Annotated in this window: 15 protein-coding genes; 12 read left to right on the forward strand and 3 right to left on the reverse strand. The window is 72.0% G+C overall.

Annotation, left to right across the window (positions count from 1 at the left end; genetic code table 11):
- Positions 1 to 121: 121 nt before the first annotated feature.
- Both DFR72_RS38100 and DFR72_RS38105 read left to right on the forward strand, forming a co-directional pair.
- Positions 122 to 775, forward strand: coding sequence for a Crp/Fnr family transcriptional regulator (locus DFR72_RS38100; protein WP_090071794.1), 654 nt, complete (start codon positions 122 to 124; stop codon positions 773 to 775).
- A 70-nt stretch (positions 776 to 845) separates the two neighbouring features.
- Positions 846 to 1244: a hypothetical protein gene (locus DFR72_RS38105; protein WP_090071792.1), complete on the forward strand. Its 399-nt coding sequence runs from the start codon at positions 846 to 848 to the stop codon at positions 1242 to 1244.
- On the opposite strand, the gene wecB is transcribed toward DFR72_RS38105, so the two are convergent.
- Complete coding sequence (wecB, locus tag DFR72_RS38110) at positions 1181 to 2275, reverse strand: non-hydrolyzing UDP-N-acetylglucosamine 2-epimerase (RefSeq protein ID WP_245983813.1); 1095 nt, start codon at positions 2273 to 2275, stop codon at positions 1181 to 1183. The genes DFR72_RS38105 and wecB overlap by 64 nt on opposite strands.
- A 124-nt stretch (positions 2276 to 2399) precedes the next feature.
- On the opposite strand from wecB, the gene DFR72_RS38115 reads away from it, so the two are divergent.
- From DFR72_RS38115 to DFR72_RS38155, 10 genes are read left to right on the forward strand one after another with little or no spacing between them, the layout of a single operon-like run.
- Positions 2400 to 3227 (forward strand): hypothetical protein, encoded by an 828-nt coding sequence (locus DFR72_RS38115; RefSeq protein ID WP_090071898.1) that lies wholly within the window; start codon positions 2400 to 2402, stop codon positions 3225 to 3227.
- Positions 3224 to 4168, forward strand: a complete 945-nt coding sequence (locus DFR72_RS38120) for a polysaccharide deacetylase family protein (RefSeq protein ID WP_090071787.1) — start codon at positions 3224 to 3226, stop codon at positions 4166 to 4168. Before DFR72_RS38115 ends, DFR72_RS38120 begins: the two co-directional genes overlap by 4 nt.
- Positions 4159 to 5322, forward strand: a complete 1164-nt coding sequence (locus DFR72_RS38125; RefSeq protein ID WP_245983814.1) for an O-antigen ligase family protein — start codon at positions 4159 to 4161, stop codon at positions 5320 to 5322. The genes DFR72_RS38120 and DFR72_RS38125 overlap by 10 nt, the downstream gene beginning before the upstream one ends.
- Positions 5304 to 6338 (forward strand): glycosyltransferase, encoded by a 1035-nt coding sequence (locus DFR72_RS38130; RefSeq protein ID WP_090071785.1) that lies wholly within the window; start codon positions 5304 to 5306, stop codon positions 6336 to 6338. Before DFR72_RS38125 ends, DFR72_RS38130 begins: the two co-directional genes overlap by 19 nt.
- A complete protein-coding gene (locus DFR72_RS38135; RefSeq protein WP_090071783.1) occupies positions 6335 to 7189 on the forward strand; it encodes a hypothetical protein in 855 nt (284 codons plus the stop codon). Before DFR72_RS38130 ends, DFR72_RS38135 begins: the two co-directional genes overlap by 4 nt.
- On the forward strand, positions 7186 to 7335 hold the full coding sequence (locus DFR72_RS46010; protein ID WP_170176587.1) for a hypothetical protein: 150 nt from the start codon (positions 7186 to 7188) through the stop codon (positions 7333 to 7335). Before DFR72_RS38135 ends, DFR72_RS46010 begins: the two co-directional genes overlap by 4 nt.
- Positions 7332 to 8582: a glycosyltransferase family 87 protein gene (locus DFR72_RS38140; protein WP_090071781.1), complete on the forward strand. Its 1251-nt coding sequence runs from the start codon at positions 7332 to 7334 to the stop codon at positions 8580 to 8582. Before DFR72_RS46010 ends, DFR72_RS38140 begins: the two co-directional genes overlap by 4 nt.
- The gene (locus DFR72_RS38145; protein WP_090071779.1) at positions 8579 to 9979 is read left to right on the forward strand and encodes an oligosaccharide flippase family protein; all 1401 of its coding nucleotides are present in this window, start codon (positions 8579 to 8581) and stop codon (positions 9977 to 9979) included. The genes DFR72_RS38140 and DFR72_RS38145 overlap by 4 nt, the downstream gene beginning before the upstream one ends.
- The gene (locus DFR72_RS38150; RefSeq protein ID WP_090071777.1) at positions 9976 to 11043 is read left to right on the forward strand and encodes a glycosyltransferase; all 1068 of its coding nucleotides are present in this window, start codon (positions 9976 to 9978) and stop codon (positions 11041 to 11043) included. Before DFR72_RS38145 ends, DFR72_RS38150 begins: the two co-directional genes overlap by 4 nt.
- A complete protein-coding gene (locus tag DFR72_RS38155; RefSeq protein WP_090071775.1) occupies positions 11040 to 12137 on the forward strand; it encodes a glycosyltransferase family 4 protein in 1098 nt (365 codons plus the stop codon). Before DFR72_RS38150 ends, DFR72_RS38155 begins: the two co-directional genes overlap by 4 nt.
- Here the strand turns inward: DFR72_RS38155 and DFR72_RS38160 are convergent.
- Positions 12118 to 13245 carry a putative glycoside hydrolase family 15 protein gene (locus DFR72_RS38160; protein WP_090071773.1) on the reverse strand — a complete coding sequence of 376 codons (1128 nt, stop codon included), beginning with the start codon at positions 13243 to 13245 and terminating at the stop codon, positions 12118 to 12120. The genes DFR72_RS38155 and DFR72_RS38160 overlap by 20 nt on opposite strands.
- Before the next feature lie 89 nt (positions 13246 to 13334).
- The gene (locus DFR72_RS38165; RefSeq protein ID WP_245983815.1) at positions 13335 to 14678 is read right to left on the reverse strand and encodes an exopolysaccharide biosynthesis polyprenyl glycosylphosphotransferase; all 1344 of its coding nucleotides are present in this window, start codon (positions 14676 to 14678) and stop codon (positions 13335 to 13337) included.
- Positions 14679 to 14926 lie beyond the last annotated feature (248 nt).

Below are 14926 nucleotides of genomic sequence, written 5' to 3' on the forward strand. Positions count from 1 at the left end.
GGCACGACCCGCCGGGATCTTCGGAAGGTCGTAGCGGGCCGTTACATCCATCGGTTCGAATGCCAGGCGATTAGATCGATCGGGGCAACGGTCACCGTGCTGATCCGTGAACCATGGAAGCATGGGAATCGACCAGTCGTTCTGGGAGATGCTCGACGACACGGACCAGAAGGCGCTGCTGGCCGCGGCGACCCGCGTGTCGTTCGAGCCTGCGGTGGTGATCTGCCACCAAGGGGACAGAACGCGCAACGTGCTGGTCGTGGCGCACGGACGGGTGCGGGTGAGCCGGTTCTCGCTCAGCGGCGAGGAAACCGTGCTCGCCGTGCGAGGGCCGGGCGAGATCATCGGTGAGGTCGCCGCCGTCGACGGGCGGGGACGGTCCGCGACTCTCACCGCCGTGGACGCCGTGGACGGCATCTTGATCCCTGCCCTCGCTCTGAAGCGGCTGTGCGAGGAGCGGCCGCGGCTCACCTGGGCGGTGTTGCGCGTTGTGGTGGCACGTCAACGGGCGGGAGGCGATCAGCAGGACTTCAGGACGGGGCCCTCCTTGCACCGCGTGGGCTCGGTGTTGCTCGACCTCGCCAATCGGGACGCCAGCGACATGATCGCCACCGTGCCGCTCAGCCAGCGCGAGCTCGCGGGCATCGCGGGCATCTCGCGCGAGACGCTGGTGCGGGCGCTGAAGACGTTGCGGGAGGCGGGGATCATCGCGACCCGGCGCACGCGCATCGAAATTCTACGGGAGGACGAACTGCGCTCCGTGTGCGGCATCTGACGCACACGTTCCGGGCCGGTGGCGCTTTCCTTGGTGTACGAGCAGCACCGAGGACACACCAGGAGCCGTCATGAAGCGCCACACTCTGCTGGAAACCAGCTCTCGCAAGCAGATGGCGCGTGCTCGCCGCCAGCACACGGAACGGGTGCTGTTCGCCGTCGTCTTCACCGCCGTCGAGCTGTGGGCCGTGGTGGCCGCCGTGGTGCTGCTCGAGGACGACGGTGTGCTCGCTGTCGCGGCATCGGTCGTGCTGTCGGCCGCGCTCATCGCTGTGTGGGACGCCTGGCAGTCCGTGTTCGCCTCCGGCCGGGCGTTGCGCGGGGCGCCGGCCGAGGAGACCGAACCCGACCAGGAGGTGAACCTGGTGCGGCCGCGGCAAAGGGGGGCGCGGCCGCACCGCCTGGCTCAGTGCCGCAGCATCCGGCGGACGGCGGAGGCGATGAGCTCGGAGGGGGAGCCGGTGCCGTAGGGCGACGGGATCTCCCGCAGCGCGGCACGGTGCCCCTCCACGTCGTCCAGCCACGCCAGCACCGAGCTGCCCACCAGCGGGCCGGGGGGAACGAGCGTGCCGAAGGTGCCCTCGATCTCCGGGCGTTCGGTGCTGCGCCGGACGACCACCACGGGGCGCTTCAGCACGCTCACCTCCTCCTGGATGCCGCCGGAGTCCGACACGATCACGGCGGAGCCGTGTGCCAGGGCCAGGAACGGCCGGTACGGCTGGGGGTCGATCACCTGGAGGCCGTGCAGCAGAGCTTCCAGGCCGAACTCGGTGATGCGGCCGGCGGTCCTGGGGTGCAGCGGCAGCACGACGGGCAGGGGCAACCCGCCGAGTTCGCGCAGGATGGTCTCGAGGTTGGCCGCGTCGTCCACGTTCTCCGGGCGGTGGATCGTGGCCAGGACGTAGCGGTCGGGCTTCAGGCCGAGGTCGCCCAGGACCACGTCCTGCTCGTCGGCGGAGGGCAGCGCGTGCGCCAGCGCCTCCACGACGGTGTTGCCGGTGACGGCGATGCGGCTCTCCGCGACGCCTTCGCCCAGGAGGTTGCGGCGGTTCAACGGCGTCGGGGCGCAGCAGAGGTCGGAGAGGTGGTCGATGAGCACGCGGTTGTGCTCTTCCGGCATCGCTCGGTCGTAGCTGCGCAGGCCCGCTTCCACGTGCACCAGCGGCACGTCGCAGGCGTTGGCGGCCAACGCTCCCGCTAGCGCGGACGTCGTGTCGCCCTGCACGATCACGGCGCCCGGCCGGTCCGCGGCCAGCACCTCGTCCACGGCCGAGACGGCGCGGCCGAGCTGGTCGCCCCGGCGCAGGCCGCCCAGCCGCAGCTCGTGGAACGCACCCGGCTCCGGCACCTCGCGGCGGATGAGCGAGTACATCGAGCGGTCGTAGTGCTGGCCCGTGTAGATCATGGTGCACGCGCTGCCGAAGTGGTCGACCAGCGGCGCGAGTTTGATCAGTTCCGGCCTGGTGCCGCAGACGATCGTCACGATGTTCGTTTCCCGCACCGCGGCAAGGTACTTCATCGATCTTGACGAATCCGGCCGATTCCCGCCCACGTTCACTCGAAAGAGTTGCCTCGGACATCGCTCGAAAGTGTTGCCGCACAAGCGTGTCGTAGTGTCCGCGCTCATGTCCGGTCATCTGGCACTTGCGGTGTCCACTGTGCTCTACGGCCTGGGGATAGTCGCGCAGACCGTCGCCGCGCGGAGGGCCGAAGAACGTCCCGGCACCGGAGTGGGGCTGCTCGCCCGCCTCGCCGCGGACCGGTTGTACCTGCTGGGGTTCACCGGCCAGGTCGGCGGGTTCCTGTTCGCGTTCCTGGCTCGCGAGGACCTGCCTCTCTACCTGGTGCAGGCCGGTTCGTCGTGCGCGGTCGGCCTCGCCACCGTGATCGGCGTGCTGCTGCTCGGCTGGCGGATCCGGCGCGTCGAGATCGCGGTGCTGGTGGTGATGGCGTGCGGGCTGCTGTTGCTCACGGGTGCCGCGGCGCCGTCCACGGCCCGTGAGCTCCCGCTGGTGCCCGCGCTGGTGGTGCTGGGGCTGCTGACGATCGCGGTGCTACCGCTGGCACGGGTGTTCAAGACCGCGACGCCGGTGCTCGCCGGTGTCGCGTTCGCCGTGGTCGCGGTGGCCGCGCGCAACGTCGCCGGCAAACCGGTGCTCGACCTGCTCCTCCACCCGCTCACGTGGGTGATGGTGATCGCCGCGTTCGTCGGGCAGGCGTGCCTCGCGACGGCGTTGCAGCGTGGTTCGGCCACGTCCGCGGTGGCGTCGATGGACGCGACCACCGTGGTGATCGGCTCGGCGGCCGGGCTCGCGGTGATGGGCGACCAGATCGCGGCCGGGCGCGAGTGGTGGGTCGCGCTGGGCGTGCTGCTGGTGGTGTCCGGCGTGCTGGTGCTCGGGTACGCCGCGAAGCCCGCACGGGAACTGGTCCCGGCCAGAGGTGAGCGGTGAAGCCCGTCGCCAGTGTGTCGCTGGACCTCGACAACCTGTGGGCGTACCTGCGCACGCACGGCGACCCTCGCTGGGAGAGCAGGCCGAGCTTCCTGCCGTCCGCGGTGCCGCGCCTGCTGGACGTCTTCGGCGAACAACGCCTGACCACCACGGTCTTCGTGGTCGGCGCGGACGCGGAACGCGACGACGGCGCCGAGGCGGTCGCGTCGATCGTGGCGGCCGGGCACGAGATCGCGAACCACTCCTTCTGGCACCAGCCGTGGCTGCACCGCTTCTCCGACGAGGAAGTCGAGAAGGAGGTCATGCGCGCCGAGGAGGCGATCACGGCCGCCGGGGCTCCGCGGCCCGTCGGGTTCCGCGGACCCGGCTTCAGCGTCACGCCCGCGTTGCTCGAAGTGTTGCGGCGGCGCGGTTATCTCTACGACGCCAGTGTGCTGCCGACGTGGATCGGGCCGCTGGCCCGTGCCTACCACAACCGCTCGGCGGGGTCGACGGACGGCGGCGAGGACCTGTTCGGCGGGTTCGGCAAGGTGCGCGCCCCCAACACCGCGTACCGCTGGCGGGACAACGGACTGGTCGAGCTGCCGGTGACGACGATGCCGTTGCTGCGGGTGCCGATCCACGGCGCGTACCTCTTGCAGCTGCACCAGATCTCACCACGGCTGGCGCGCGGGTACTTCCGCACGGCGCTGCGCTTGTGCCTGGCGCGCAGGGTCTCCCCGTCGTTGCTGCTGCACCCGACCGACGTGCTCTCGGGTGCCGAGGCGCCCGGCATGGAGTTCTTCCCCGGCATGGCCGTGCCGGGCGCGCAGAAGGTCGAGCTGCTGGGCTGGGTGCTCTCGTTGCTGCGCGAGCACTTCGACGTGGTCGGCACCGGTGCGCACGTCGAGCGGGTCGCGGGTTCCCGGCTGCGCGAACGGGATCCGGTCGCATGTGGCTGACGGTCCTGCTGCGCGTCTTCGCCTGCGGGACGGTGGCGCTGGCGCCCCTGGAAGGCTATCTGCTGCAGGTGCACGGGCAGTCGGCCAAGGTCGTGCCCGCGTTGCTGATCGGGGTCTGGCTGTTCTCCCTGTACCGGCAACGGCGTCTGCCCGCGCCGCACCCCCTGCACCTGGTCGTCGCGTTGCTGGCGGTCGTGCTGCTCGCGACCTCCGCGGCGCACGTGGCCGAGCCGTTCACGCTGGAGTACCTGGTGCGGTGGGTGCCGTTCCTGGTGATCGCGGTGGTGCTCGCCGACGTGGCCGCGCGGGAGGTGCCGGTCCGCGCGCTGCTCGCGGCGACGGTCGCCGGTGCGGTCGTGGCGGCGGCGGGCGGGCTGCTCAGCGTGGCCGGTGGTTCGTTGCGCGCCACCGGGCCGCTGGAGGATCCCAACGACCTGGCGTTCTTCCTCGTGGCGGCGCTGCCGTTGCTGGTCGCCGTGGGCCGGCCGCGGGTCGTGCCGCTCCTGCTGGGCGCGGTGCTGGTGGCCGGTGCCGCGGCGACGTTCTCCCGTGGCGGCGGGATCGCGCTGGCCTGCGCGCTGGTGTGGCTGATCGCGCGGCGGGCCCTGCCGGTCCGCGCGGTGGTCGTGACGGCGGCCGTCGCCGGTGTGGCGGCGCTGGCGTTCGCCTCGGCGGCGCAGGCCGAGCTGTCCCGGGCGTTGCAGGAGAAGAGCCACATCGCGGGCACCAACGCCGACACCCGGATGCTGCGCTGGCAGGCGGCCTCGCGGATGCTCGCCGACAACCCGGTGCTCGGCGTCGGGCCCGGCGGGTTCCGCCAGGAGTACGCGGCGGCCGGGCACAACGCGGAGATCGACGAGCAGACCCCGGTGGCGCACAACCTGTTCCTCGAAGTGGCCGCCGAGCTCGGGGTGCCGGGGTTCGCGCTGCTGATCGCGTTCGTCGCGGTCGGGTTCGTCGCCAGCGAACGGGCGTTGCGCCGCGTGGCGGACCGGCGTGAGGCCGTGGCCGTGCAGGCGGCGCTGATCGCCGTGCTGATCGCCTCGATCTTCCTGTCCGAGCAGTACTACCTGCCCCTGTGGTCGCTCGTCGCCCTCGCGGTCGCGATCGAGCGGCGTTCTCAGAAGGAGTCCCGATGCGCGTTCTCCACGTGATCAGCGAGATGGGCGCGGGTGGTGCCGAGGCGCTCGTGGCCGGGATGGCGCTGGCGGGCGGTGACGTCGGCTGGGAGTCCGCGGTGGCGAGCGGTGGCGGCTTCCGCGCCGATGCGTTGCGCGCCGGTGGTGTCCCCGTCTTCGCCGTGCCGGTGGCCAGGCGTTCACCGCTGGGTGTGGTGCGTGCGGCTTGGGCGGTGCGGGTGGCCGTGCGCCGGTTCCGGCCCGATGTCGTGGTGGCGCACAACGTCTCCGCGTCGCTCGTGGCGCGCCTGGCCTCGCCGCGGCGGCCGGTGGTGACGGTGTTCCACGGCGTCGCCGAAGCCGACGTACCCGGTGCCGTCAAGGTGCTGCGCCGGGTCTCGACCGTCGTGGTGACCGTCGCCGCGGCCGCGGCGGCCCGGCTGCGCGACGCCGGGCTCGGCTCGGTGGTCGTCATCCCGAACGCCGTCTTCCCCTCCGAGCCGACGGCGGACCGGGCGACCGTGCGGGCCCGGCTCGGAACGCCGCTCGACGTGCCCGTCGCTCTCTGCCCCGCCCGGCTGGAACCGCAGAAGCGGCACGACGTGCTGCTCGACGCGTGGGCCCAGATCCCCGGCGACTGCGAACTGTGGCTGGCCGGCGACGGCAGCCTGCGTGCCGAACTGGAGGCGCGTGCTCCCGGCCGCGTCCGGTTCCTCGGCACCCGCACCGACGTGCGCGACCTGCTCGAGGCGGCGGACGTCACCGTGCTCACCAGCGACTGGGAGGGCATGCCGATCGCGCTCCTCGAGTCGCTGGCGGCGGTCCGCCCGGTCGTCGCGTCCGATGTGGACGGTGTGCGGGAGGTGCTGTCCGGCGGTGGTGGCGTACTGGTCCCCCGCCGCAGCCCGGGACAGACCGCGAAAGCGTTGCGCGGTCTGCTCTTCTCCCCCGCCGCGCGTTCGGTGGCCGCGTCCCACGACGGCTCGGCCGACGCGCACACGCTCATGAAGTCCTACGACGAACTGCTTCGTACCGTCCTGGAGGGACGATGAAAGCTCGCAGAGCTGTGCTGGAAGGCGTGCTGGCCGCCGTGCTGGTCGGTGCGGCCGTGCTGCTGGCCGTCGCACTGCGCGACGGCGTGACCGAGGGCAGGCTGACCCTGCTCGCCACCCCGTCCGCACCGGACAGCGCCCAGTTCGGCGAGGTCACCTCGCTGGCCGCGCCGGCGGTCGTGCAACTGGTCCGCAGCCCGTCGGTGCTGGACGCGGCGGCGAGCGCGGCGGGCACGACACCGGACCGCCTGGCCGACGCCATCGCCGTCGAGCTGGTCCCCGCGTCCGGCGTGGCCCGCATCTCGGTCCGCGCCGACACGGCCGCCCACGCCGCCGCGGCCGTCACCGCGGTCGCCCAGGCGGTGATCGAGGCCGACCTGCTGGCGCCCGCCGCCAAGTTCCGCCTCGTCGACCCGCGCCCCGAGACCACGCAGGTGACGCCGGACTGGCGCCTCGCCACGGGCCTCGCCCTGGTGGCCGCCGTGATCGCGGGCGTGGCCGTGCTGGCGGTGCGCCGCCTGCGCGCCAACGCGGTGGGTGCCGCCCTGTCGACCGCGGGCATCAGGCATCCGGTCGTCGTCGCCGCCGATGACGACCCGGCCCTCACCGAGCGGCTCACGGCGTTGTGCCTCGCCGCGGCCCGTCCGGTGCGGGTGCTGGCGGTGAGCCCGTCGCTGGCGGACCGTGCGGAGGAACTCGCGCGGGCGTTGCCGGACAAGGCTTCCGAGCCCGCGGACGGCACGGCCGTGATCGCCGTCGCGTCGAACGACCGGGCGCGGCGCAACGACCTGGCGACGGCCCTCGCGGTGCTGCCGGCCTCGTCGGTGCTGGTGGCGGTGGTGCTGGCGTGACGATCTCCTCCCGCTGGGCCGCCCTGGTGCGCCAGGTGGACCTCCAGGTCGTGCTCACCGTCGCCGGACTCGCCGTCCTCGCCGCACTGGCCGCGGTCGTCGCGGTGGCCGCGACCTCCGTGGTGGTGGCGGTGATGCCGGAATGATCACCACGACCAACCGGGCCGGTCTCGCCAGGACGATCGGCGTCGCACTCGTCGCGCTGGCCGGCACGCTCGGCGCGTTCCGCGCGCTCAAGCCGTCGTGGGAGGTGCCGCTCCCCACCGAGGCGAACCTGCCGGAAGAACGCACGCAGGACTTCCGGGACGCGCTCTACTTCCCGATCCGCGAGTTCCTGAACGGCGGCAACCCCTACGACCCGGCCGTGATGTTCGAGCACTGGCCGGTGCGTCAGAACTTCAACCTCTACCAGCCCTACCACCTGGTGCTGCACCTGCCGTTCGCGCTGCCGGAGTACCGGGTCGGCGCGGTCGCGTTCGCGCTGGCGTGCCTCGTGCTGCTGGTGGGTCTCGCCGTCATGGCGGCGGGACGCGCGAAGCTGCCGATGGTCGCGGGCACGGTCGTGATCAGCACGCTGCTGGTGACGAGCCAGGTCGGCAAGGCCCAGATGTACGTGGGTCAGGTCAACCCGCTGATCGCGGTCGGCACGGCCGGGGCGTTGCTGCTGCGCACGAAGAGCCCCGCGTGGGCGTCGGTGGCGCTCGCGCTGGCGTGGCTCAAGCCGCAGTTCGGGCTTCCGCTGGCGCTGCTGCTGTTCGTGCGTGGTGACCGGAAGGTCGCGCTGCTGGGCACGGCGATCGCCGCGCTGGCCAGTCTGCCCGTGGCCGCGCTCCTGGTCGTCAGGGGCGGCGGGGTCGGCGAGTTCCTCGACGTGATCTCGCGGAACCTGGAGTGGGCGAGCAGCACCGGTTACGGCGCGGTCGACTCCATGACGGCGCAACGGGTCGACCTGCCGGCGGTGTTCTTCCGCACGACCGGGTGGCTGCCGCCCGCGGCGGAACTGCTGGCGCTGTGCGGGGTCCTCGCGGTCACCGCGCTGCTCGCCCGCAGGCTCGACCGCACCGCGAACGGGTCGGAGGCGGCGGATCTGCTGACCTGCCTCGGCATCGTGGTCGCGCTCGTGCACCAGCCCGGCGACGTGCTGATCGCGGTCCCGGCGATGACGGCGCTGGCCGTCGTGTGCTGGCGGCGGCGCGAGGACAGCCACTGGCGGTGGGCCGGCGTGGCCACCCTGCTGCTCGTGGTTCCGTTCGCGCACCTGTACTTCGTCGACACGGCCATCAAGAGCGCGTTGGGAGCGCGAGCCGCCGTCACGCTCGACGGGATCGCGGTCGTGGCGGCCTGGCTGGTGCTCGCGGTGTTCGCGGCACGGCACGTCCGGCGCGCCACATGACGGACGTGGCGGTGCGGGGGTCGCTGTGGCTCTTCGCGGTCAACCTGGTGAGCAAGAGCAGCCAGATCGTGGTGACCCTCGCGCTCGCCCTGTTCCTCACCGAAGCCGACCTCGGTGCGGTGGCCCTGGTCGTGTCGATCGTCAACATCGGCCAGGTGATCCAGGCCATGGGCGTCTACGACATCGTCAGCCGCACCGCCCTGGACCCCCTCAGGACCGCGGGGACCGTGCTCACGATGAGCGTCGCGACCGGAGCGGTGCTGGCACTCGTGATCATCGCCGCCGCACATCCGATCGCCGGAGCGCTCGGGGCACCGGAGGCCGCCGGGATGCTGCGGCTCGCGGCGCTGACCCTGCCGTTCACGGCGGCGGGCGGGGTGCAGATGGCGTTGATGCACCGCGAGCTCGACTTCCGGCGCCGCATGCTCCCCGACGCGGGCGGCATGCTCGTCGGCGCGGCGGTCACGGTCACCCTGGCGGCGAACGGGACCGGGCCCACGGCGCTGGTCCTGGGCCTGCTCTGCACCGCGGTCGCACAACCCGTGCTCGCCGCCGTCGCCGGAGCGCGGATCCGCCCGGTCTGGGACCACGAGGCCGCGGTGGAAGCCGCGAGGTGGCTGGCGGTCGTGGGACCCGGCGCGTTGATCGCCGTGCTGCTGATCAACGTCGACTACCTCGCGATCGGGCACGTCCTCGGGCCCGAGGCGGTGGGCGGGTACTCACTCGCGTTCCGCATCGCCTGGGTGCCGTACATCATGGTCGCGGTGGTGCTGGGCGGCGTGCTGTTCCCGATCTGCGCCGAGCTGGTCCGGAATGGACGGACGGACCGGTTGCCCGCCACCCTGCAGCGGTTCACGATCGCCACCCTGGTGGTGACCGGCGGCCTGTACGTCGTGGTCGCGCTGTCCGCGCACGGGATCGTGGTCCTCGGCGAGCAGTGGGCCGACGCGGCCGGGCTGCTGGTGCTGCTGTGCGGCTACGGACTCGGTCTGGGCCTGCTGCACGTCTGGTACCAGGTGATCAGGGCGGCCGGGCACGCCCGCCAGTACCTCGCCCTCGAAGCCGCCCACCTCGTCGCCCTGCTGACCGCGCTGTTCTTCACCACCGGACGAGGCCCGGCGGCGGTCGCCCTCACCCAGGTGACCGTGGTGTGGCTGCTGGTGCCGGTGACGTGGCTGGTCCTCGCCCGCTACGGCCTCGCGTTCCCGGTTCCGCTGCGCGCCGTCGCCGGTGTGGCCGGGGCGGCGGCCGCCTGCCTCGCGATCAGCAGTGTCCTGCCGGACAGCACCACCGTCACCGGCCTGATCGCCACCGGCCTGCTGCTGCTCGCCACCTACTGCGCGATCGCCCTGCCCCTGAACCGCACCGTCCTCATCGGACTGGAGGAGCGCGCGTGAGGATCGTCCACGTGACGCAGCCGGTCGAGGCCGGAGTGGCCGTCGTGGTCCTCGACCTGGTCAAGGCACAGCGGCGGCAGGGGTGGGACGTCAGCATCGCCTGTCCTTCCACCGGCTGGCTGCCGGACGAGGCCGCCAAGGCCGGCATCCCGCTGCACCCCTGGCAGGCCACCCGAAGCCCGGGCCCCCGCACCGCGCTGGAACTCCGGTCGCTCCGCAAGACCCTCAGAAGCATCAAGCCCGACGTCGTCCACCTGCACAGCTCCAAGGCCGGTCTGGCCAGGCTCGTCCTGCGCGGCCGCACCCCGACGCTCTTCCAGCCCCACCTGTGGTCGTTCCGCGTCGCCACCGGACTGCTCAGCCGGGCCTGCCGGTTCTGGGAGGCCCGAGCCTCCCGCTGGACGACGCTGCTCCTGTGCGTCAGCGACGACGAGCTCACAGCTGGGCGCGCCGCACGGGTGACGGCACGAGCCGAGGTCGTCTGCAACGGCGTCGACACCCGACGCCTGAACCCGGAACCCAAGCCCCACGACACCCCCACGGCCGTGTGCGTCGGCCGGCTGGCCCACCAGAAGGGCCAGGACCTGCTGCTCGAAGCCTGGCCGCAGGTGCTCGCGAAGGTCCCGGACGCCGAACTCCTGATCGTCGGCGACGGCCCGATGGCCGCACAGCTCCGCGCCACCGACTCCCCGAACACCCGCTGGCACGGTCACAGCGACACGGTCTCCCGCTTCTACACCGAGGCCGACGTCGTGGTCCTGCCCTCCCGCGCCGAAGGCATGGCGCTGGTGCCGCTGGAAGCCATGGCCTGTGGACGCTCCGTCGTCGCGTTCGACGTCGAGGGCGTCGGGCAAAGCCTCGGTGACGCAGGCGAGGTAGTCCCCGCGGGCGACACGAAAGCCCTGGCGCAAGCGATTGCGCTCCGGCTCGCCGATCCCGAACTCGCGGCCGCGGAAGGAAAACGCGGCCGGCTCCGGGCCGAAACCCTGTTCGACCGCGAACGCATGACCGACCGGATCGCGACGCTCACCGCGAGACTGGTCACCGAGGAAGGACGACGATGACACGGATCGCCTACCTGCTCACCCAGGACAGCGGTGGCCCGGTGGACGTGACGGTGCGACTGGCCGCCGCGCTGGCCAAGTCCGGCGACGCCGAGGTGCGGGTGTTCGGCCCGCGGCCTCGGCGCGGCGCGGAGCTCATCGACCCGTACTTCGAGGAGACCCTGGTGACGCGCAAGGGGGACATGGCCGCCGCACGGCAGGCGCGGGCCGCGCTCAAGGCGTGGAACCCGGACGTCGTGCACGCCCAGGACCGCCGGTCCGGACTGGTCAGCGCACCACTCGCGACGACCGGCACCAAGATCGTGCACACCTACCACGGCGTGCCCGACGAGGTGGCCGAGCCGTGGTTCCGCAACGTCCGCGGCGCCACCCCTCCCCCGGCCTACACCAGGGCGGTGCTGGCCGCCGACGCCGCCGTCGCCCGCGTCGTGCACCGCACCGTGGTCCCGGCCAGGGAGATGGGCCGGTTCCTGCGCGAACGGCTCTACGTGCCGCCGCACCGCATGACGCACATCGACAACTGCGTCGAGGTCGGCGCCGCGGACCCGCCCGCCGGGCCCGTGCGCAAACTGGTGTTCGTCGGGCTCCTGGTGGAGCGCAAAGGTCTGCTGGACCTGCTGGACGCGCTGGAGACCACGATGCCGGAGGACGCGACGCTCACCGTAGTCGGCGACGGCCCGCAGAGGCTCCAGGCGGAGGGCCGGGTCACCCGCCGCGGCCTCACGAGCAGGGTGGAGTTCCTGGGTTTCCGCACCGACATCACCGAACTGCTGCTCGAGCACGACGCCCTGGTATTGCCGTCCACGATGGAGCAGCAACCGCTCGTCGTCGCGGAGGCCATGGCGGCGGGCAAGCCCGTGGTCGCCACGGACACCGGCGGTGTCGCGGACATGCTGGGCATCCCCGGCGACGACTGCCCGAAGCCCGGTGACGTGCCGGCGCTGGCCGCACGGCTGAGCGCGCTGTTCGCCGACCCCGACCCCGCGAGCACCGGGCACCGGCTCGCCAGGAGGGCACGGGAGCGGTTCACGCCGGAGGTGTGCGCCCGCAGGCACCTCGACCTCTACCGCAAGCTCACCGCTTCGGGCCGTTGACCAGCACCACCGCGTCGGCCGACGGCAGGTCGAGCCGGTCCGGCACCGGTTCGCCCTTGAGCGTGACGAGGCCCGGCGGGGGCGTCAGCAGCACCGACGTCTTCGTCGGGTTCACGGCCACCCAGCCGCCCGAGTAGCGGCGGTGCCACACGCCGCTCGGCAGGCGGGTGGCAGTCTCGACCGCCTCGCCGAGCTGGGCGTCCTGGTACAACGACCAGTACGGGTTCTTGTAGTCGGGCTGGGCCCTCGTCCAGCACGTGTGGGGGCTCGCGAGGAGCGCGGCGGAGGCGTACCCGACGCGTTCCTCCTTGTCCGACTTCGTGTGCGTGATCAGCAGCAACCAGGACTCGCCGAGCGCGGCCTGCGCACGCTGCTCCTTGAACTGGTTGCCCTGGAACGTGATCAGCTCGCCGGTGCCGTCGTCACCCTGCAGGCCGAAGTTCTCCTCCATCGCGCCCGCGTACCGGGAGTGCGCCGACCAGCGGCCGGGGGTCAGCTGCGACTCCGACACGTTGGGGATCAGCATCTTCCCGGACTTCTCCAGGGCGTCGCCGGTGAGCGCGAGCATGGCGTCGAGGCCGTCGCGCAGCAGCCGGTCGGACCCGGCGGCGTCGGCGGTGCCCGCGATCACCGCGGGCGAGTAGTACTTGAGCGAGCTGAAGTCGTTGTCCGCCAGCACGCCGTCCCAGCCCTCGCGCAGCACCTCGCCGACGACCGCGTCCGCCCAGGCCTGCTGGTAGGCCGGGTCCCAGACCGTCATCTGCCAGTGCTGCGGGTAGCCGGCCCACTCGATGCGCTGCCCGAGCGTGCTGATCGCGAACCACCCCGGCTGGTTCCGCTCCGCGGCGTGGTAGCCGATCCCGGTGGGCAGGTACCGGGCGTCGCGGTCGCCCTCGACGGCGCCGTAGTAGTTGCGCGTGCTGGAGAAGTCCTTGTACACGAGCACTTTGACCTTGGGGTTCAGCTCGTGCAGCTTGCGCATGGCCGCCGTCTCCCACGCGTTGAGCACGACCACGTCGTAGTGCTTGGCGGCGGCTCTGATCTCCCACTGCGTGGGCGAGTCGCCGATGCCGTACCACCACGCGCAGGGCGCCAGCGCCTTGGGCATCGGACCGGTGACGATCGGGTCCGATTCGGCGGCGCTGACCGCACATGCACTCGAAAGAAGTACGAGGGCGACAACTGCGAATCGACGTATCAGCGATTTCTCCGACAACACAACTCACCCGCTGTCATCAGTAGAATCCTCAGGTCGAGCCACAACGACCAATTAGCGATGTAGTAGTTGTCGTATCGAGACCTGTCGGCGATGGAAGTGTCACCTCGCAGACCGTGCACCTGGGCTAGTCCAGTCAAGCCGGTCGGAACGCGATGGCGCGCCCAATATAGCTCGTGAATGGAAGAAAACTCGCGAACGAAACCGGGACGCTCCGGGCGTGGCCCGACGACGCACATGTCGCCGCGCAGCACGTTCCAGAGCTGGGGCAGTTCGTCGAGCGAGGTGCGGCGCAGGAACCGGCCGACCGGACCGACCCTGGAGTCACCGACGACCGACCACTTCACCTGCGAGTCGTCCTCGCCGGACTGCCGGACGCTGCGGATCTTGTAGAGGGTGAACGTGCGGTCGTCCATGCCCACGCGGACCTGCCGGAAGAACAACGGCCGGCCGCTCTCGACCAGCACCGCGAGCGCGCACAGGCCGATCACCGGCGACAGCACGACCAGGGCGACCGCCGCCAGCAGCAGGTCGGCCGCGCGCTTGATCCACCAGGTCGGCCTGCTGGTCGGCGCGGTGCCCAGGCGCATCAGCGGGTAGCTGCGCAGCCGTTCGATGCCGGGGCCGTCCGGGTGCAGCTCGTACATGCGGGGCACGACGAGCGTCGAGCAGCCCAGCCGGTGCGCGGTGATCGCCGCGTCCACCAGCGGCGAGTCGCGGGTGTGCGAGAACGCGAGCACGACGGTGCCCGCCTTGAGCCGCACGATCGCGTCGGCCAGGTCGCCGTCGACGACCTCCAGCATCGGCGGCAGCCGGTCCGGATCGGGGCCGGAGTCGGCGAACGCGACGGGCCGCAGGCCGAACTGGGGGTGCTCCAGCATGGTCCTCGCGAGGTTCACGCCGACCTCGCCCGCGCCGACGATGATCGTGCGGTCGCAGCGGTCGAACCGGCGCCGGCACCACCGGCCGAAGGCGAACACGCACCACCGCACCGGCTCGATGGCCAGCGCGAACACGATCATCGCCCACTGCGCGGCGGCGAGGTCGGCCGCGTCGGAACCGCTGATCAGGCCGGCGCCGGACAGCAGCGCGAAGGCCAGCGCGGTGCTCGCCGCGGACCGGGGCAGGTCCTGCAGCCACGACAGCCACAGCCGCCGCCGGTAGAGCCGCCAGGCTCCCCTGACCGTGACCACCGAGGCCACGACCGCGCTGCTCCAGCCCCAGCCCAGGCCGTGCCGCACGCACACCGCGGCGAGCGTCAGGGTGTCGGCGAGGACGAGCAGCACCGCGACCGCGTTCACCCGGCTGAGCAGGTCCCTACCCACCGAGGACGGCTTGAGGGGGCGCTGCGGCGGGCGTACGGGATCAGGCTCGCGCGCGTGAAGTGGTCCGGCTGGAACGGCAACCGCCGAGAATCGCCTCATGGAAGATCATCCGATCGAAGGAGTTGTGGTCGCAGACGCGCACGAAAGAGTGAATGAACTCTGAGAAATCATCTCTTCGGGTATCAATATCCCTCTTCAGTGTCCCGCGCGAACGCAGTTGGTGAGGATTCGACGTTGTTCCTGCCCTG

The sequence above is a fragment of the Lentzea flaviverrucosa genome (assembly GCF_003350445.1).
Taxonomy (GTDB): Bacteria; Actinomycetota; Actinomycetes; order Mycobacteriales; family Pseudonocardiaceae; genus Lentzea; species Lentzea californiensis.